Origin of the sequence: Novosphingobium endophyticum (assembly GCF_014640675.1) — a bacterium.
In the GTDB taxonomy this organism is placed as follows: Bacteria; Pseudomonadota; Alphaproteobacteria; order Sphingomonadales; family Sphingomonadaceae; genus Novosphingobium; species Novosphingobium endophyticum.
Window position 1 is genome coordinate 1 of the sequence record NZ_BMHK01000044.1, and the last position, 18,798, is coordinate 18,798.

Sequence of the window (18,798 nt, forward strand, 5' to 3'; positions counted from 1 at the left end):
CGGTGAAAAAGACGCAGCGCTCTCGCTCGCCTCTGTCACGCTGCAAAGCCCGCAGTCAGCGGATCGGGTCACGAAACCAACGCTTCGTGAATAGGAGAGGCTAGCACACTCCGATCGGGCTTCATGCCCTGTTCCCATTCTCGCGAACCGTCACCAATAGGGCGACCAGATGCGGCGCAGGCGCATCAGCGCTTCAAGATAGAAATAGTCGCCCCAGATGCAGGCCTCATCGACGCCCGCCTTGTTCGGCATGTGGTAGACAGCGTGCAGGAGAACCGCGTTCGATCCCTCGATCGGAGCGAGATAGTTCTTACCCAGGGCGCGGACGATGTGCCAGGCCCAGGCCGCATAACCGTCGCGCGCCTCATCGGAGAGGGGCAGGGCGTTTGCCAGCTCCAGCAGACCGCAGGCCGCAATCGCCGCCGCCGAGCTGTCGCGCGGGGTCTGGTCGTCATCGGTGAAGATGAGGTCCCAGCAGCAGATGCCGTCACCGGGCAGACGATTGAGAAAATGGTTGGCGAGCTTTGCTGAGAGTTCGGCCAGCTGGGCATCGCGGGTGTGGCGCCAGCCCAGCGCAAAGCCGTAAATGCCCCAGGCCTGCCCGCGCGCCCAACTGCTGTCGTCGGAGAAGCCCTGATGCGTACTGCCATGACGCGGCTTGCCGGTTTGCGTGTCCACGTAAAAGGTATGGAAGGTGGAGAAGTCGGGACGGACCAGCAATTTCTGTGCCTGCGCCAGATGCCGGTTTGCCGCGTCGGCGAATTGCAGTTCGCCCGTCTGCGCGGTCGCCCAATAGAGCAGCGGCAGATTGAGATTGCAGTCGATTATCATCCGGCCGCGCTGCTCGGGATCGCGCATATCGCCCCAGGCCTGGATCACATTGGCGACCGGATCGAACCGGGCGAGCAACTGCCTGGCAGCCTCCAGCCCCGCGTTCAGGCCGATCTCGCTGCCAGTCAGCCGATGCGCGGCACAGGCTGAAAGCGTGTAGAGGAAGCCCAGGTCATGATGATCGATATTGATCCTGCGCTCGATGCGGTCGGCAAAAGACAGGACATGCCGCTCCGCCGCTTCCCGATAGATCGGACGGTCGGTCAGTTCCCAGGCCAGCCAGAGCATTCCCGTCCAGAAACCGTTGGTCCATTCGACATTGTCGATAGGCGCATAGACGCCGCTCTCGCTGGCGGGGGCCGGAAAATGCTCGATGAATTGCGGCAGCGTCCGATCAATCCGCGCGAGCACGGCGTCGATCAACGCATCGATCTGTTCAGGGGCGGGACGTTGCAATTCGATCTGCGGCAACATTTCACAGGTTACGGTATTCATCGAACTATGGCCCCTACCGGCTGGACATCGCCTCCCCCTGGCGGATCGAGCGATGATATGATTGGCGCTTCGGCCGGTTCGCCGGTCAGGCCGGCTTGGCCGGTCTCTGGCGGTGTCGGGGAAAGCGTGAAGAAGGATGCGACCCAGAAGAGCAGGGCAAAGCCGGCGATGAGGAAATATGTGTTCTGGAAACCGAACAGGTCGTAGCCGACCCCCGCGATCGGGGAGAGGATGGCAAGCCCCAGTGAATGGCCGAAGCTGACTCCGACCAGATAGACCGTCGACGCAAGCCTCGCATCGAAATGCCAAGCGATGTAGCGGAAGATCGACACCACCAGGATGGGCAGCTCGATCGCATGCGCCATCTTGCACATCGAGATGGTGATCGGCCCCACCGCCAGGCCCGACCCGGCGATCCTCAGGATCATAATCAGGGTGGCCAGCAGTAGCCCCCGCGTCGCGCCGATCCGGCGCACCAGCAGCGGTGCGATGAAGAGGCCGCCTGCTTCCACGAAAATCTGCGCGGAATTCAGGTAGCCGAACATCTCGTTGCCCCGTTCCGGCGTCGGGAAGAGCGAGGAGAAATAGAAGGGGAATTGCTGATCAAAGACCAGGTACAGGTTGGTTACGCCGAGGATCAGCACCATGAAGCCCCAGAACTTCCGTTGCGACAGCAACGCCAGGGAATCCCTGGGCAGCAGCCGGTCAGCGGCGGCCTGCTGTCCGGGATCCGGATCGATATGGGCAATCCAGAGGGCGGGAAGCAGCAGCAGGCCCGCGGTGCTTGCCAGATAGAAGTTTATATGGGGGTCCATATTGTAAAGTCGGCCAGAGAAAGCCGCGGCGGCGGCGAAGCCGAAGGAACCCCAGAGACGTACCCGACTATATTCAAACGAATATTTCCGTCCGACCCGGTCAATATAGCTTTCGATCGCATAGCTGCCCGCGATGAAGGTGACGCCCAGATAGATGCCCCCGGCAATGGCGCCGGCGATGATGTTCCAGTGGAGCAGCGGGGCATAGATCAAGGTGAAGAAGGGGCCTGCCAGGACGACAAGCAGTGCGATCGCGGCCGGCACGACTTTGCGAAAGGCCATGCGGTCAGACAGATAGCCATAAAGCGGCTGCGCGCACATCGCGCCGATGAAGTTGGCGGAAAAAACGGTGCCGGCTTCCACGCCGTTGAGTCCCAGGGCACGCGTCAGCCAGATCGACAGCAGCGATATCGTCATGGCCTGCGCAAAGAAGAAGCAGAAGACGAAGCTGCTGAGCGCTGCATAGTTGCGGCGTCGCGCGGATGACACGGGCGCACCCCTCCTTGATAGAATCTGTTATCGGTATCACATATGCCTTGACAGTGCCGGAGGCGCAAGTAGGTAACGAACGGAAAAATTATGATGGCTGTACAGAAGGCTGAGCGAGGACTGAGGATCGCGCCAGTTCAGCGGCAGGCAGCAAACGGGATTGCGATCGGAAAATTATGGCGGATCATGAGGAAAATGAACCCGAAAATGGGGGCGCGCGACGTCCGGTCGTGACCATTCACGACGTCGCGCGCCATGCGGGCGTATCGTCCATGACCGTGTCCCGCGTCATGAACGGCAAGCGCTACGTCAGCGAGGCGATGCGCCAGAAAGTCGAGGCTTCAATCCGGGCGCTGCACTATTCCCCGAACCTCACCGCGCGCAGCCTGTCCAGCGCGGTGCGGATCGGCGCGCTGTACAGTAATCCGAGTTCCTCCAACCTGGGCGCGTTCCTCATGGGAGCATTCCGGCAGAGCGGAGCGAGCGGCTGTCAGTTCCTGATCGAGCCCGGCGTGACCGAGGCCGAGGCCGTCGAAGGATTGGGCCGGCTCATCGAGTCCGGCATCGGCGGGGTGATCCTGCCTCCGCCGCTTTGTGATTCCCCGGCGATGCTGGCCATGGCGCAGGAGGCGGGCGTCTTGCCGCTGGCGTTCGCAACCGCGAAACCGCGCGAGGGTGTGTCGGCGATCGTGGTGGACGATTACAAGGGCGCCTACGACATGACCTGGCATCTGATCAGCCTAGGGCACCGGGCGATCGGCTTCATCCAGGGCGACCCCAAGCATTCACCATCGCAACGCCGCGAACAGGGCTACCGCGCGGCAATGGTGGGCGCGGGCATCCGGATCCAGGATGACTGGATCACGCCGGGGCTGTTCACTTACCGTTCGGGGCTGGACGCGACACGCCAGCTTCTGGCCGCCAGCCGCCGTCCGACCGCCATCTTCGCAAGCAATGACGACATGGCGGCCGCCGCTTCGGCGGTGGCGCAGGGCATGGGGTTCAAGGTGCCCGACGACATCAGCATCGCGGGCTTCGACGATTCGCCAATCGCCTCGACCGTCTGGCCGGAACTGACCACCATCCGCCAGCCGATTTCCGCGATGGCGGCCAGCGCCGTTGTCATGCTCAGCAACCTCGTCCGCCAGGCCCGGAACGGCGGTCAGCCCGAAATCAGCCATGTCCGTGAAATGCTGACGCTGGTGGAGCGTGGCTCGACGGGTCCCGCGCCCGCTCTGACTTAGGAATCCAAGATCATGTTGCTGGCCGCCATTGAAGCCGGGGGTACAAAATTCGTCTGCGGCGTGGGAAATGCCGAGACGGGTTCGTTGGAAACGACGTCGATCCCCACCCGCGATCCGGATGCGACCTTTGCCGACGTGGAGGCCTTCTTCCGCGCCGCGACCAGACGCTTCGGCCTTATTCAGGGCATCGGCATCGGCAGTTTCGGGCCGATCGACCTTGACCCGGCTTCTCCCGGCTATGGGCGCATCCTGCGGACGCCCAAGCCTTTCTGGGAACAGTGTGACCTGATCGCGCGGGCGCGGCGGATCGCCGCGGTTCCCATTGAGCTCGATACGGACGTCAACAGCGCCGCGCTGGCGGAGGCGGCCGCGGCGGGGCCGGACATATCGACCCTTGCCTATGTGACGGTGGGGACGGGAATAGGCGTCGGCATCATCGCCGGCGGCAAGCCGCTCCATGGTTTCGGCCACCCCGAAGCAGGCCATGGCTTTCCCCGGCGCCACGAGGCGCATCGGGATTTTCCCGGCATCTGCCCCTTTCATGGGGACTGTTATGAGGGGCTCGCCAGCGGAAAGGCGGTCGAGGCGGCATGGGGCACCACGTCGTCCCATTTACCTGAGGATCATCCTTTCTGGGAGGTGGAAAGCCACTATCTCGCCCAGCTCTGCGCCTCGCTTTTCCTCACTGTCGCTCCTCAGCGGATCGTGTTGGGCGGCGGCGTGATGAAGCAGCAGCGGCTGTTTCCCCTCATCCGGCGGAAGACACTGGACTTGCTTGCGGGCTATGTCGCGGCATTGCCGGACATGGATGCCCACATCCTCCCGCCGCTCTGTCAGGAACCGTCGGGTTTGATCGGAGCCTATATCCTGGCCGCCAACGCCCTCGCCGCAAACGGGCGCGCTTCGCCCTATTCGGGGGGAAAGCCGGAGCAGTGCCGAACCGTGCGTTGGTAGCTGACGCGCCAACCGGCCGGCGCGCGCGCCCCTTGATCGGGGCTCTACTTATGTTCGCTCGAACAAGACTGCCTGGCCGCCCGAGGGCGCAAGACGCATGGTCATCGCATCGCGCACGGTGACGTCCCGCTTCTCGATCCGGACTTTCGTTTCGCGCGGCTCGCTTGCGGCCCCCTCATCGGCGTAAACGGTCACCGACAGCTCGCGGGGCCGGATACCCGCCGCGACGATTTGGCTTGCGCCGCGATCAGATGTCCGCCATTGTGGTACCGATAACATATAGTGCCCGGAGGGCAAACTCGATCTTGTTGGGGAGAGAGGAAAATGGCGCGAGCCACGGGATGCAACAGGATATCCGCATCAAAAGCCGCAGGGATCCTGCGCGCCCTGACACTGTCAGCGGCGGCGATCACTGCGACGATCACCGGGACGATCGGCCCTGCGAGCGCACAGGATGACGGGCGCTGGTTCGCTGATCAGGGCGACGGTACCTATCGCAACCCGGTGCTGGCGGGGGATTATTCCGACCCGGACGTCGTGCGCGTGGGCGAGGATTATTATCTGACCTCCTCGTCCTTCACCAACGTGCCGGGTCTTCCGATCCTTCACTCGCGCGATCTGGTGAACTGGACGATCATAGGCCATGCCCTGCCTCGCGTCCTGCCGGACGAGCATTACCGCACGCCCCGGCGCGGGGGTGGCGTCTGGGCCCCTGCCATCCGTTACCACGACGGCAGGTTCCTGATCTATTATGCCGATCCCGACCGGGGCGTTTTCGTGGTGACGGCAAGGGACCCGCGCGGGCCGTGGAGCGAGCCGGCGCTGGTCGACGACACAAGGGGCGCCATCGATCCCGCGCCGTTCTGGGATGAGGATGGAACGGCCTGGTTGGTCCATGCCTTTGCCAACAGCCGGGCGGGCAAGTCCAACATCATCGTCCTCAAGCGCCTGAGCGCCGATGGCGCGCGCGCGCTGGACAGCGGCCGCGTCATCATCGATGGCAATGCGATGGGGCCGGTTGCAACCGGCCTTGGTCCGCGGCCGTGGCAGACCACCGAGGGGCCCAAATTATACAAGCGGGAAGGCTGGTACTATGTCTTCGCGCCCAGCGGCAGCGTGAAGGGCGGCTGGCAGGGCGTATTCCGCAGCCGCACGATCGAAGGCCCCTATGAGGGCCGCAACGTGCTGGATCAGGGGCGGACCGCGATCAACGGGCCGCACCAGGGCGCATGGGTGACGACCCTGTCCGGGGAGGACTGGTTCATCCATTTTCAGGACCGGGATAGTTACGGCCGCATCGTTCATCTTGAGCCGATGGCGTGGAAGAAGGGCTGGCCGGTGATCGGAGCGGATTCCGATGGCGACGGACGGGGCGAACCGGTCGCGCGCCATCGCAAGCCAGCCGCCCCAAGGCAGGAAATCGCAACGCCGGTTGCCGACGATGTCTTCGACGGCCCGCTCAGTCTTGCCTGGCAATGGGGCAGCAATCCCGGCGCCGATTGGCTGGGCCTGTCCGATGGCTGGCTGCGTCTCAAATCGGTGAGCGGATCGGCCGACCTGTATGAGGTCGGCAATGTCCTTTCGCAAAAGCTGCCCGCGCTATCCTTTACCGCCACCACATTGATGCGCTTCGAGCCGTTGCGCGAGGGGGAGCGGGCCGGTCTCGCCTTCCACGGCATGAACTATGGCTGGATCGGCCTCGAACGCGGCGCCGACGGCATCCGCATCGCCCAGCGCAGCAAGCGCGATATCGCGCCGGGCGCGGCCGAAAGCCTGTCGGCCGGTCCGGTTTTTACGGGTGAGCGGATATGGCTGCGGCTGTTCGCCGCACCGGTCGAGATCAAGGTTCCGCCACCCGATTTCAGCCCCTATTGGCCCTCCATGCTGCGGGAAACCCACGCGCGCGTGCAATTTAGCTATAGCCTGGACGGAAAGACGTTCACGCCGCTGGGCGCGGTTTTCGAAAGCCGGCCGGGGCGCTGGACAGGGGCGCAAATCGGGCTCTTCGCGCAGGCCGCCAGCGGCACGCCGGCGGCCACGGCCACCACGGTCGGCCATGCAGACTTTGACTGGTTCAGGATTACAGAATGAAAATGAAGCATCCGCTCGCGGTCGGCGCCGCGCTGCTAACCTTGTGCCCTGCGTCCATTTATGCCGCTGAACCGCAGCGTCTGGTGCTTTACGATGTCCCGAGAGAGGCGCTCTATACCCACCACAATGACGACTTCACGGTTCGCGTCCGGGTGCCCGGCGGAGAGTGGCGGGACCTCTACGAATATGAGGTGAAGGTCGATCTCGACAAACCCCAATCCGCTTCCATGGTCTATTTCGACATGGGTGGCCCTGTCGAAGTGGCGGTCAAGAAGAACAATGGCGATGTCCGCCGGGTGGAGGTTCGCCCCCATTCGGTGGGGCTCAAGGCCAAGCTGGTCGGCAGCACCGCCTATTTCACCCTGACGAAGCCCGCCAAGATCTCGGTCGAATTCGACGGCGACCGGCTGCACAACCTGCACCTGTTCGCCAACCCGGTCGAGACGGAACGGCCGGACCCAAAGGATCCCGATGTCATCTATTTCGGCCCCGGCGTCCACAAGCTGCCGGAGGGGCAGGAAACCTTCCGCATTCCCTCGGGCAAGACGGTCTATATCGCTGGCGGCGCGCTGGTGCAGGGCGGGCTTGAGGTGCGAGACGCGGAAAATGTGCGGATCATCGGACGCGGCATCATCGACCGGCCGGGGCGGGGCGTTTTGGTGGCCATGGCGCGCAATGTTGACATTGACGGCATCATCGTGCGCAACCCGCGCCATTATACGGTGCTCTGCGGGCAATCGACCGGGCTGACCATCCGCAACCTGACGACCTTCAGCGCCCAGAGTTGGAGCGACGGCCTCGACCATATGAGCTGTTCCGATGTGCGGATCGACGACGTGTTCCTGCGCACCTCCGACGATTCCATCGCCATCTACGGAGCCCGATGGGAATACAGGGGGGACGCGCGCAACTACCTCATTACCAACTCGACCCTCTGGGCCGACATCGCTCATCCGATCAACATCGGCATCCACGGCAATCCCAAGAAACCCGAGGTGCTGGAAAACATCACCTTCCGAAACATCGATGTTCTTGGCCACGACGAGGATGACCGCAACTATCAGGGGGTGATGGCGATCACCGACGGCGACGACAACCTCGTCCGCAACCTGTTGTTTGAGGATTTTCGCATCGACAGCATCGAGGAAGGCATGCTGTTCAACTTTCGCGTGGTGTTCAACGAGAAATACAGCCATTCACCGGGCCGCGGCGTCGAAAATGTCACGATCCGCAATGTCCGCTTCAAGGGCGGCGACATCAGCCGGCCGGTGATCGCTGGCCATGCGGCGGATCGGATGGTGCGCGATGTCACCATCGAGAACGTGACTGTGGCCGGAAAGCCGCTGAAGCGCGAAGACATCGATATCGGGCCGTTCGTACAGAATATTGTCGTCAAGCCATAGCTGGGGTTCGGCAACGCACGCCCCTGCGAAGGTCGTGGGGCTTCGGCGGCTTCCCGCGTCGATGGCCAGACGTGACTGCTCACGAGCTTCCGCAGTTTCCGGCGGACGGGGGGCAGGAGAGGCACACGTGGGAAATCAATTGTCAGACATATTTGGGGTAGATGGGCATGGAATGCCCAAGATCGAGGAGAAGATGCATGGATTTTAGGCAGCGGTGGCTCGCAGGTGTGGCGTTCGCTTTGGTGGCATCCCCCGCCCTTGCCCAGGCGCCCTGGCAACCCGCAGCCGAAGTCAGTCAGGCAGCCGTTGCGCTCACGGCCAGGGACAGCGCCGGCGTGAGTTTCCGGGTCGCTCAGGGAACAATGCGCATCACATTCTGGGGAGACCGGATCGCGCGCGTTTCGGTCGACAAGGAGAGCAACAAGGCCGCCTCGGGGCGTGACCTTGCCGTTATAGGGGCCCCCCGGCCGGTGGCATGGACGATTGCGGAAGAGGCCGGCCGCTACCTGCTCTCTACTCCGGCCATGCGGCTGGCGGTTGACAAGAGCAGCGGCGCGGTCGCGCTGCTCGACGCCGAAGGCAAGCCGATCGTCAGCGAGGCCGATCCCGAAACGCGCAAATTGGGAGATGCTCCCGACCCCGATGGCATCGTGCAGCAACGATTCACCTTGGACGGCGATCAGTCGATATACGGACTCGGGCAGCATCAGGCCGGCGTCATGGACTATCGGGGCCATACCGTCCGCCTTCAGCAGGCGAACACCGACGTCGGGGTGCCGGTACTTGTTTCAACCGCGGGTTACGGCATTTTCTGGAACAACCCCGCCGTAACCGATCTCGCCGTCGACACGCCGCAAGCGGTCCACCAAACCGTATTCCGCTCGCAGGTAGGTTCGGGCGTCGACTATTTCCTGTTCGCCGGGCCCGACGTCGACGACATCATCGGCGCCTACCGCCAGCTTACCGGCCAGGTGCCGATGATGGCGCGCTGGACCTGGGGGCTGTGGCAATCAAAGGAGCGCTACGCCTCGCAGGCTGAACTGCTCGGTGTGGCCAGGGAATATCGCCGCCTGGGGATCCCGCTCGATGCGGTTGTTCAGGACTGGCAGTACTGGAAGCCCGGTGAATGGGGCAGTCATCGCATGGACCCGGCGCGCTTCCCCGATCCCAAGTCGATGCTGGACGCCCTGCACCGCGACAATCTCCACAGCATCGTTTCGATCTGGCCCCGTTTCGATATCGGCCTGGACACGGCGAAGGCGCTTGAAGACGTGGGGGGGCTGTACCCGACGACCTATCCGAACGTGTACCCGGCGGGCGAGGGCCGGTGGTACGATGCCTTCTCGAAACCCGCTCGCGCCCTGTACTGGCGGCAAGTCTCCGATCGGCTCGGAGCTTCGGGTTTTGATGGCTATTGGCTCGACGGCAGCGAGGCGGAACTGGGTGGCCGCTGGGGCCAGATGCGCGACGTGACGACGGCGATCGGCCCGGGCGCCGAGGTCTACAATGCCTATCCACTCATGCACACGACTGCCGTGCATGACGGCATGGCCAAGGACTACGAGGCCAAACGGCCGATCATTCTTACGCGGTCGGCATGGGCGGGGCAGCAGCGCAATTCCGCGATCACCTGGTCGGGCGATGTTGCGGGACGTTGGGACGTGTTTCGCAAGCAGATTCCCGCCGGCGTCAACTTTTCCATGAGCGGCATTCCTTACTGGTCGGCGGATATCGGCGGCTTCTTCGGCGGCAGTCCCGCTGATCCCGGCTACCAGGAGCTCTTCACCCGCTGGCTTCAGTTCGCGGTGTTCAATCCGATGTTTCGCATTCATGGGACCGGAGCCGGGAAGGAGATTTACAGCTTTCCCGAATCGGCGCGCGCGCCTTTGATCGATGCCGTCGCGTTGCGCTACCGCTTGCTGCCTTTCTACTACGCCTTGTCCTGGCAGGTCACGGACAAGGGCGCCTCGTTCATGTATCCCCTGGGAATGATTTTCCCTGCGGACACCGCCGTCCGCAACGTGGCCGACCAGTACATGTTCGGCCGCTCGATCATGGTCAGCCCGGTGGTGGAGAAGGGCGCTACAACGCGCACCGTCCTGCTTCCGACCGGGCAGGATTGGTATGATTTCTGGACGGGCGAGCGGCATGCGGGAGGGCAAAAGCTGTCCGTTGCGGCGCCGATCGGGCGCGTTCCGTTGCACGTTGCGGCAGGCACGATACTGCCGCTTGGGTCGCCGGTTCAGTTCGCCGGGCAGTCCCCGACCCTGCCGGTCGAGCTTCGCGTGTATCGGGGGGCGGACGGGCACTTCACTCTCTATGACGATGCCGGCGATGGGCAAGGCTGGCGCCGCGGTGAGCGTGCGACCATCGAACTGGAGCTGGACGACAAGGCCGGCGTCCTGACGATCGGGGCCAGGCAGGGACGTTATGCAGGCATGTCGAAGGAGCGCGACTTCCGGGTAACCGTGGTGTCGACCGGGGAGGCGGCGGGGCTTTCGCAGTCCACAGGTATCGCCATTCGCTACAATGGACGGCGGATAGTCGTGCCTCTCGATTGAACCACGGTGGCAGAACGGCTGAGTGGCGGGGGATGTGTGCATTTTCCGCTGCTCACCCGCAGAACGGGGCGGAAGCCGGTTCGCCAGCGGCCGGCAATGTGTCAACCTTCCCCCAAGCTCCGTCTTCCTGTCGGCATACGACAGTCGCCCAAACTTTCCAGGCTTGCTCTTCCCTGACGTCGTCCGGAGCATTTCCACGCCGTGCCGGCGAAAGGGCTTTGGAATTCGGGTTCTAAAAACTCCGACAAATATTGCGGAGGCACCGTTTTGGGGTTGCGCCCGGAGTAAGTTATCGGTAACAGTTCTGCTACCGATAACATATCGGGTCGATTAATGGGGCGCGGCAAGAGCCGGCACCGGGGAGTTGGAAGTCTGACGTAGCTGCGGCAAGCCGCTGCATATCTCCGGTTCGCAAATGTCGGCCTCCAAGAGTTCTTGGAGGGGATTGATATGAAGAGTGTTGCAAAACTGGCAGTTCTGTTGCTGACGACGACCGCGGCTGTTCCGGCCTGGGCGCAGGACAAATCCGCCGAGGCGTCTGCCACGGAGGTTGATGCCATCGTCGTCACCGGCATGCGCGAGAGTTTGAAGACCTCCGTGGCGCGCAAGAAGAACACGATGGAAATCGTCGATTCGATTACGGCCGAGGACATCGGCAAGCTGCCGGACCCCAACGTTGCCGAAACGCTGACCCGCATTCCGGGCGTCCAGGGCTATCGCTATGGCGGCGAAGGCGCGTCGCCGGTGGGCGAGGGAAGCGGCATCACCATTCGCGGACTGACTGGCCAGACCGCATCGCGTCTGGACGGCCGCGCCTATTTCACTGCGGGTGGCCGCGAGTTCAACATCGAAGGCGCCATCCCGGGCATGATCGCGGGCATCGATGTCTACAAGAATCCGTCGGCGGAGCATATCGAAGGCGGCATTGGCGGCCTCATCAATGTGCGGACCAGAAAGCCGCTTGATTTCGGCGGTCTGACGATCAGTGCCGCGGCGTCCATGCGCTACAATGACCTGTCCAAGACGACATCACCTGAAGTCTTCGGCTTGATTGCCGATCGCTGGCAGGCGGGCGACGGTGAAATGGGCTTCATGATCGCCGCCAACTATCAGGAAAGCGACAACCGGTCGGACTCCAATCCCGGCAACCGCGGGCCGCAGACCCGGCGCGCCATCCGTGCGGACAGTGCGGATTTTCTGGCTGCAGGCGGCGATGCGCGTTATGCGGGGCGCACTGACATCTGGCATCTGGCGAATGCGAATTATACCGATTTCCCTGAATCCGAGCGAGCGGATCTGGTGGCTGCGACTGGCTTGGGATCCCATGTCTTCCAGGAAGACATCCATCGTGTTCGCAAAGGCCTGAGCGGGGCTTTCCAGTGGAAGCCGAGCCCCGATCTCGAATTCTACGCGCAGGGCAACTACAACTACTATCTTTACGACCAGAGCTATCGCTTCGCGATCATGGGCGATAGCAGGACCGTCCAAAATCTGGTTACCAGTGATTTCACGCTCGACGAGAATCTGCTGAACCGCAACCTGAACGGCGGCGCTGTCGAACTGGTTTCGGGCAAGCGTATTGACAGTGGTACCTTCCTGGGATCACGGGTCAACGCATTGCTGGGCGGACGCGAAGAGCGCCCCTATGAAACCTGGCTGGCCGCCGTCGGCACCAACTGGCAGGCGACCGACAAGCTGCATGTGCATCTGGACGTTTCCTATATCAAGGCGGACCAGTCACGGCTCAACCACAATGTCAGCTTCGCGCCGAATTCGGCCGCGGATCCCGCTCCATCATGGGATTTCGCCCGCGATCTTACCACCACGCCTTATTCGATCGGAATCTCGGGTTCGAGTCTGACCGATCCGAACAATTTCGTGTTCGATCGCTACAACACCGACGCCAACAATGTCATCGACGATAACGGCTGGGCCGGGCAACTCGATCTGGTTTATGATGTGGGATCGTCATTCCTGACCGCGATCAAGGCCGGCGGACGTTTCGCTGTTCAGACCTCGCGCTTCTTTGATTATCGTGATGGGGGCCGGTCGCTTGGCGGAGTTCCGCTAACGGACGCTCAGGATCTTACCGAATTGTCGCCGACGAACTGGCTTGACGGCAAGGCGGGCTACAGTGGCGGCTATATTGTCTTCGACCCTGACGCGCATTTTGGTGACAATGTTCGCAATCGTTTCCCGGATGCAGGCATTCCGGCGGCGGATTCCATGCCGGAAAACCTACTGGCGCGCCGCTACAGCCGCGAGAAGTCCTATGCAGGCTATGTTGTGGGCGAGTTCGCCTATGATGATTTCATCAAAGGCAATTTCGGTGCTCGGATCGTCAAGACGGACCTGTTTGCACGGGCGATGGTGGATAGCAACGGAACCGCTCCGGGCGGTGCAATCGTTCCGAACACGGACTCGGCTTCCTATACGGACGTGCTGCCGTCCTTCAACATCACAGGCTATCTGACGCCTGATACGTTATTGCGCTTCGGTTACGCCAAGGGCATTACGCGTCCCAGCCTTGGTGATCTCAATCCGGCCATTACCTTTGATCCAGCGAGGGGCGGTGCCAGTGCGGGCAACCCTGATCTGAAGCCGCTCAAGGCAGACAGCTTTGACGTGTCGCTGGAGCATTATTTCTCGCCGCTGAGCTATGTCTCGGCTGGAATCTTCTACAAGAAGATCAATGGTTTCCCCTTTGGTCGACAAGCATGCGCGACAATTCCGTTGGCACCGGTGCCGACTGAAACGGAATGCGACGATCCCGCGCAGTATACGCTCACCATTCGTGACAATGCCGAAAAGGGCAATGCCAGGGGTATCGAGCTGGCCGGGCAGACCTTTTTTGATTTTCTGCCTGGGGCATTCAAGAACTTCGGTGTCGCCGGTTCCTTCACTTATTTGAAGACCAAGAATCCGGTGCCCATGTCCGGCGAGACGGTCGATACGCCGATGCCATTCCAATCGAAAATCAATTGGTCGGCATCGGGAATGTACGAAGACGACTTCATGTCCGCCCGTGTGGTCTATACCTATCGCTCGGACTTCGTGCTTTTCGGCATAGATTCCTGGCCGATCTGGGGCCGTTATGTGAAGGGCTATGGCATTCTGGATGCCGCGGTGAATTTCAACTTGCCGCATAATTTCACCCTGTCCTTCACGGCATCCAACATTACCAACCAGGGGCCAAACCGCTATGTCGGTGAACCAGGCGCCTTTGCGACCGACTTCCAGAACCAGCATTACGTGAATGGCCGCGTCTTTGGCGCCGGCATCCGGTACAAGTTCGGGGGCTAAGTCGCCACATCCTTCCACCCTACTGGGAGCGTCACTCGCGGGCGCTCCCATTTTTTTTGGCCGGTTGAACGGCTTTGATGGGCAAACGCGAAGTGGATTGTCCGGCTATGAATCCAGTCGGCGAACGGCAGCTCATCCGGCCATCCCAGCCGGTCCGTGGGGTCACACGATTTCGAGCGGTGTGAATCTGGCCGGCATGATGGCATGCGTCGCCAGTTCGCCGTTCGCCCGCTTTTCGATCCTTTTGATCTGCTGCACGTCCTGGCCGCCCAGCGGCATGACGAGGCGGCCGCCGGGCTTGAGTTGTTCCGCCAGCGCCTCGGGTATCTCCTCGCCGGCGGCGGTCACGAGGATCTTGTCGAAGGGCGCCTCGTCGGGCCACCCGCGCGAACCGTCGCCGACCCGCAGCGTGACGTTGTCATAGCAGAGCGCCTGCACCCGCGCCTCGGCCATCTCGATGAACTCTTCGACAACGTCGATGCTGAAGACGTGCCGGGCGAGCTCGGCCAGCAGCGCCGCCTGGTAACCGTAACCGGTGCCGATCTCCAGCACCTTGTCGTCCGGCTGCACATCGAGTTGATCAACCATGAGCGCGGCTATGAATGGCTGCGAAATGGTCTTGTCGAAGCCGATCGGCAGCGGACCATCCTGATAGGCCGCCATGATCAGTTCTCGCGGTACGAAAACATGACGCGGAACCTTGAGCAGCGCCGTGCGCAGGGACTCGCCCAAATGCGATTTCCCCAGCTCGTCGCTCAGAAGATCGAAGTGGATGTCGATCACCTCGACCATGTGCCGGCGGTAGATCGCGAGGTGGTCCTCGGTCAGTGGCTTCATGACGATGCATTCCTGTCCATCTCCCGCACACGGGTCAGCTCGTTGAGCCGGCCGCCTTGCAGGTGGTGACGATACCCCCTTGGTCCGGGTAGTATGACTCACGAATGCTTGGCGGCAGACGGAGTTCCATGAGGCCGGATCGCGGCCCCCATCAGGATGGAATATCGTGCGGCGGGATTATAAGCCTCGGTATGTTCCCGCGATGATCGCGCCGATCGGATCCTCGTGGCGGGGCTTCGTCTGGCGGCGCGGGGCTGCATTCGCTTCGCCCGGCTTCTCGTTGTAGATGAAGCCGGCGACCGGCCAATGCGATGCGCCCAGGTTGCGGGAGGGAGCATACCATACTCGTATCTCGCTCCAGTCGTTCCGGGGCGAGACATCGAGCACCGTGACGTTGCGCTCGATCTTGCCGGGGATAGACCAGTTCGCGTGGCTCACCAGGATGGTGCGCGAATCGACGATGCGGCTGACGGCGGCGACATGGCCGAGAGTGGAATTGCCGTGGGGCTCGATCGCCAGGACCGCGCCGACCCGGGGTTCGCTCCCCCGGGCATAGCGGCCCTTGGCCTGTTTCCACCAGGTATGAGCGTCGCCGTAGATCTGGATGCCGGAAAGCTGCCGCGCGAAAGGAACGCATTCCAGATAGTCAGGCCCCTTGATCTTTCCGGTTCCGGAAACCGACTGATCGGGCTCGCTTCCGCCGCCCGAGACAATGGCATCGATGGCGCTGCGGGCGCTTGCCGACGGGGCGAGCGTAGCCGTCAGCCCCAGTACGATAGCGGTGCGATAAGGCTTCATGTTTACCGCAATGGCGGCAACACAGTTACGGGTATCCTGCAAATCGCGGTTAACAAGGCGGCAATTATTTGCCGGGGGTTTGCCGGATGCTTGCCAAATCAGATGGAAACCCCCAAGCGAGGGGCATCATGCTCCCTCAGGTTATCATCATCGGCCGGCCCAATGTCGGCAAGTCCACGCTGTTCAACCGGCTCGTCGGGAAGAAGCTCGCGCTTGTTGACGATCAGCCCGGTGTCACGCGCGACCGCCGCTTTGGTGACGCCGAACTGCTGGGGCTGAAGTTCCAGATCGTCGACACGGCGGGCTGGGAGGACGATGACGCGGAGACGCTGCCGGGCCGGATGCGTAAACAGACCGAGGCTTCGCTTGCGACCGCGGATATCGCGCTCTTCGTGGTCGATGCGCGTGCCGGGTTGACGCCGCTGGACGAGGAAATCGGCAACTGGCTGCGCGCGTCGCCGGTGCCGGTGATCCTTGTCGCCAACAAGGCCGAGGGGCGCGCGGGCGAGGGCGGGCTGCTGGAGGCCTATTCGCTAGGACTGGGCGATCCGGTGGCGATCTCGGCCGAGCATGGGGAAGGCATGGGGGATCTGTTCGAGGCCCTGCTGCCCCATCTCGAACCGCTCCAGCCGCCGGAGGAGGAGGAAGCCGAGTTCGATGAGGAAGCGCTGCTCAAGGCGCCGCTCAAGCTGGCGATCGTCGGTCGACCGAACGCAGGCAAATCGACGCTGATCAACCGCTTTCTGGGCGAAGACCGGCTGCTGACCGGCCCCGAGGCGGGCATCACCCGCGATTCGATCGCGATCGACTGGCTCTGGACCGATCCCAGGACCGGCGACGAACGCGAGGTTCGCCTGATCGACACGGCGGGAATGCGCAAGAGGGCCCGCGTGACCGAGAAGCTGGAACGCATGGCGGTGGCCGATGCGCGCCATGCGATCGACTTCGCCGAAGTGGTCGTGCTGCTGCTTGATGCCACCAAGGGACTTGAGCATCAGGATCTCAAGATTGCCTCGAACGTCCTCGAGGAAGGCCGCGCGCTGATGATCGCGATCAACAAGTGGGACGTGGCCGAAGACGCCTCGAAGCTGTTCAACGGCATCCGCGCCGCACTCGAGGACGGCCTGGCGCAGGTGCGCGGAGTTCCGCTGCTCGCGGTCTCGGCGCGAACCGGCAAGGGGCTCGACGACATGATGGCCGCTGCCTTTTCGATCCGCGAGGCATGGAGCAGGCGCGTGCCGACTTCGGCGCTCAATCGCTGGTTCGACGATGCGCTTTCGGCCAATCCGCCGCCGGCGCCGGGCGGCAAACGCATCAAGCTGCGCTATATCACCCAGGCCAAGACGCGCCCGCCGGGTTTCGTGGTCTTCGGGACGCGGCTCGACCTCTTGCCGGAGAGCTACCGTCGCTACCTCGTCAACGGGCTGAGGCGCGAGCTGGGATTCGACGCCGTGCCGATCCGGCTGATGCTGCGTAGCCCGAAGAACCCGTTCAAGAAGGATTGAGTTTTCGGCATTGGCCTGCAGGGCAAACAGGGTCGGATTTCACGCAGAAACCTGAAGTGCGCCTGTTCCGCGCGTACTCCCGTGCTCAGCCCGGATGCGCTTGCGCTTCGGCCTCGGCTTCCGGATCCACGCCCGGTGCGGGGATTTCCGGCGCCTCGGCCTGGATCAGTCCGTTCTTGGCATCCGAAACGAGGTTCCACACGGCGATAAAGAGCGCCGCGATCATCGGGCCCACGATGAAGCCGTTAAGACCGAACAGTTCCAGTCCCGCGAGCGTCGCGATCAATACGACGAAGTCGGGCATGCGCGTGTCGCGGCCGACCAGGATCGGGCGTAGCAGGTTGTCGATCATGCCGATGATGAAGACGCCGCAGAAGATCATGATGCCGCCTTCCGTGTAGCTGCCCGTCGCGAGCAGGTATCCCGCCACGGGAATCCAGACGATGCCGGTGCCGATCGCCGGAAGCAGCGAGAAGAAGCCCATCAGCACGCCCCAGAGCAGCGCGCCCTCGATCCCCAGCGCCGCGAAGATCACGCCGCCGACAAAGCCCTGAAGCACCGCGACGACTACGGTGCCTTTCATCGTGGCGCGCACCACGACGATGAAATGGCTGGCCAGCGCGTCGCGCAGGTGCGGGCGCAGGGGAATGGCGGTGCGCACCAGTTCGGCGTAGCGTTCCCCGTCGCGCAGCAGGAAGAAGGTGAGGTAAAGCATCACGCCCATCGCTGCGATGAACTTGAGCGCGCCTTGGCCCACGATCAGCAGGCGACCGGCAACATCCTGCAACCCGCCGGCAATCCCCGAGCCGAACTCGCGGCGCAGCGTCTCGAAGTCCATCGAGGTATAGGACCCGATCATCTCCCGCAGCCGCTCCGGCAGGATCGTGAGGATCTGCTGCAGCATGCCGCCCAGGTCGATCTGGCCTTCGACGATCCGGTTGTAGAGCGAGGTGGCCTCCCGCACCAGGCTGGCGCCGAGGATCAGTGTCGGCAGGATGAAGATCGCCAGGAGGAGCATCAGCATCAGCGCCGCGGCGGTATTGGCCCGCCCGCCCAGGCGCCGCTCCAGCCGGCGGGTCATCGGCTCGAACAGGATTGCCGCGACAATGCCCCACAGGATGGCGCCGAAATATGGCGCGAGCAGCCATGCGAAAATGACCGTAACGAACATTACGAGGCCGATGAAGGCGTAGTCTTCAAGGCTGTAGTGCGAGGGGGGCTTTGTCTCCATGGGCGGAGCAATATCACGAAATCCGGCAATTCCAGCCCCGATCTTTCATCAGGACCGGGGCAGGAGGGATTTTTCCGGCAAGGCGCGGCGAACAACGCAGCAATCCCCTGATTTCAGGGGCTTGGTCCCTTGCGCCCGTAACCGGGGCAAATTCCCGGGCGTAGGGGGTATACAAACTGCCTGCGATCTGATTCACGATGTGGATGGTTCCTGGCGACGACATCGGCAATGGCAAGGCAGA

Annotated in this window: 14 protein-coding genes; 7 read left to right on the top strand and 7 right to left on the bottom strand. The window is 62.7% G+C overall.

Annotated features, from left to right (window positions below; translation table 11 throughout):
- Nucleotides 1–150 precede the first annotated feature (150 nt).
- Both IEX32_RS18395 and IEX32_RS18400 read right to left on the bottom strand, forming a co-directional pair.
- Nucleotides 151–1,326 (bottom strand): glycoside hydrolase family 88 protein, encoded by a 1,176-nt coding sequence (locus IEX32_RS18395; protein WP_188773003.1) that lies wholly within the window; start codon nt 1,324–1,326, stop codon nt 151–153.
- Nucleotides 1,323–2,630, bottom strand: a complete 1,308-nt coding sequence (locus tag IEX32_RS18400; protein WP_188773004.1) for an oligosaccharide MFS transporter — start codon at nt 2,628–2,630, stop codon at nt 1,323–1,325. The genes IEX32_RS18395 and IEX32_RS18400 overlap by 4 nt, the downstream gene beginning before the upstream one ends.
- A 230-nt stretch (nt 2,631–2,860) precedes the next feature.
- Between IEX32_RS18400 and IEX32_RS18405 the strand changes: the two genes are divergently transcribed.
- Nucleotides 2,861–3,874: a LacI family DNA-binding transcriptional regulator gene (locus IEX32_RS18405; protein WP_229736486.1), complete on the top strand. Its 1,014-nt coding sequence runs from the start codon at nt 2,861–2,863 to the stop codon at nt 3,872–3,874.
- Nucleotides 3,875–3,886: 12 nt separating this feature from the next.
- Complete coding sequence (locus IEX32_RS18410; protein ID WP_188773006.1) at nt 3,887–4,828, top strand: ROK family protein; 942 nt, start codon at nt 3,887–3,889, stop codon at nt 4,826–4,828.
- A 48-nt stretch (nt 4,829–4,876) separates the two neighbouring features.
- Here IEX32_RS18410 and IEX32_RS18415 read toward each other — a convergent pair whose 3' ends face one another.
- Entirely contained in the window at nt 4,877–5,023 is a 147-nt protein-coding gene (locus IEX32_RS18415) for a glycoside hydrolase family 97 C-terminal domain-containing protein (RefSeq protein ID WP_188773007.1), read from the bottom strand.
- Between the two features lie 129 nt (nt 5,024–5,152).
- Here IEX32_RS18415 and IEX32_RS18420 point away from each other — a divergent pair, with 129 nt between their 5' ends.
- The 4 genes from IEX32_RS18420 to IEX32_RS18435 all read left to right on the top strand — a co-directional run bounded on the left by IEX32_RS18420 (nt 5,153) and on the right by IEX32_RS18435 (nt 14,186).
- Entirely contained in the window at nt 5,153–6,919 is a 1,767-nt protein-coding gene (locus IEX32_RS18420; RefSeq protein ID WP_188773008.1) for a glycoside hydrolase family 43 protein, read from the top strand.
- Complete coding sequence (locus IEX32_RS18425) at nt 6,916–8,322, top strand: glycosyl hydrolase family 28 protein (protein ID WP_188773009.1); 1,407 nt, start codon at nt 6,916–6,918, stop codon at nt 8,320–8,322. The genes IEX32_RS18420 and IEX32_RS18425 overlap by 4 nt, the downstream gene beginning before the upstream one ends.
- 197 nt (nt 8,323–8,519) lie before the next feature.
- Nucleotides 8,520–10,883: a glycoside hydrolase family 31 protein gene (locus tag IEX32_RS18430; RefSeq protein ID WP_188773010.1), complete on the top strand. Its 2,364-nt coding sequence runs from the start codon at nt 8,520–8,522 to the stop codon at nt 10,881–10,883.
- A gap of 450 nt (nt 10,884–11,333) precedes the next feature.
- Nucleotides 11,334–14,186 (top strand): TonB-dependent receptor, encoded by a 2,853-nt coding sequence (locus IEX32_RS18435; RefSeq protein WP_188773011.1) that lies wholly within the window; start codon nt 11,334–11,336, stop codon nt 14,184–14,186.
- A gap of 162 nt (nt 14,187–14,348) precedes the next feature.
- Here the strand turns inward: IEX32_RS18435 and IEX32_RS18440 are convergent, their stop codons facing one another.
- Both IEX32_RS18440 and IEX32_RS18445 read right to left on the bottom strand, forming a co-directional pair.
- A complete protein-coding gene (locus IEX32_RS18440; RefSeq protein WP_188773012.1) occupies nt 14,349–15,023 on the bottom strand; it encodes a protein-L-isoaspartate(D-aspartate) O-methyltransferase in 675 nt (224 codons plus the stop codon).
- A 177-nt stretch (nt 15,024–15,200) separates the two neighbouring features.
- On the bottom strand, nt 15,201–15,821 hold the full coding sequence (locus IEX32_RS18445) for a CHAP domain-containing protein (protein WP_188773013.1): 621 nt from the start codon (nt 15,819–15,821) through the stop codon (nt 15,201–15,203).
- Between the two features lie 128 nt (nt 15,822–15,949).
- Here IEX32_RS18445 and der point away from each other — a divergent pair, with 128 nt between their 5' ends.
- Complete coding sequence (gene der, locus IEX32_RS18450) at nt 15,950–17,326, top strand: ribosome biogenesis GTPase Der (RefSeq protein WP_188773014.1); 1,377 nt, start codon at nt 15,950–15,952, stop codon at nt 17,324–17,326.
- Nucleotides 17,327–17,411: 85 nt separating this feature from the next.
- Here the strand turns inward: der and IEX32_RS18455 are convergent, their stop codons facing one another.
- Nucleotides 17,412–18,557, bottom strand: a complete 1,146-nt coding sequence (locus IEX32_RS18455; protein WP_188773015.1) for an AI-2E family transporter — start codon at nt 18,555–18,557, stop codon at nt 17,412–17,414.
- A gap of 13 nt (nt 18,558–18,570) precedes the next feature.
- Nucleotides 18,571–18,798: hypothetical protein (locus tag IEX32_RS20770; RefSeq protein ID WP_229736487.1), on the bottom strand; the 228-nt coding region annotated here is incomplete at its 5' end.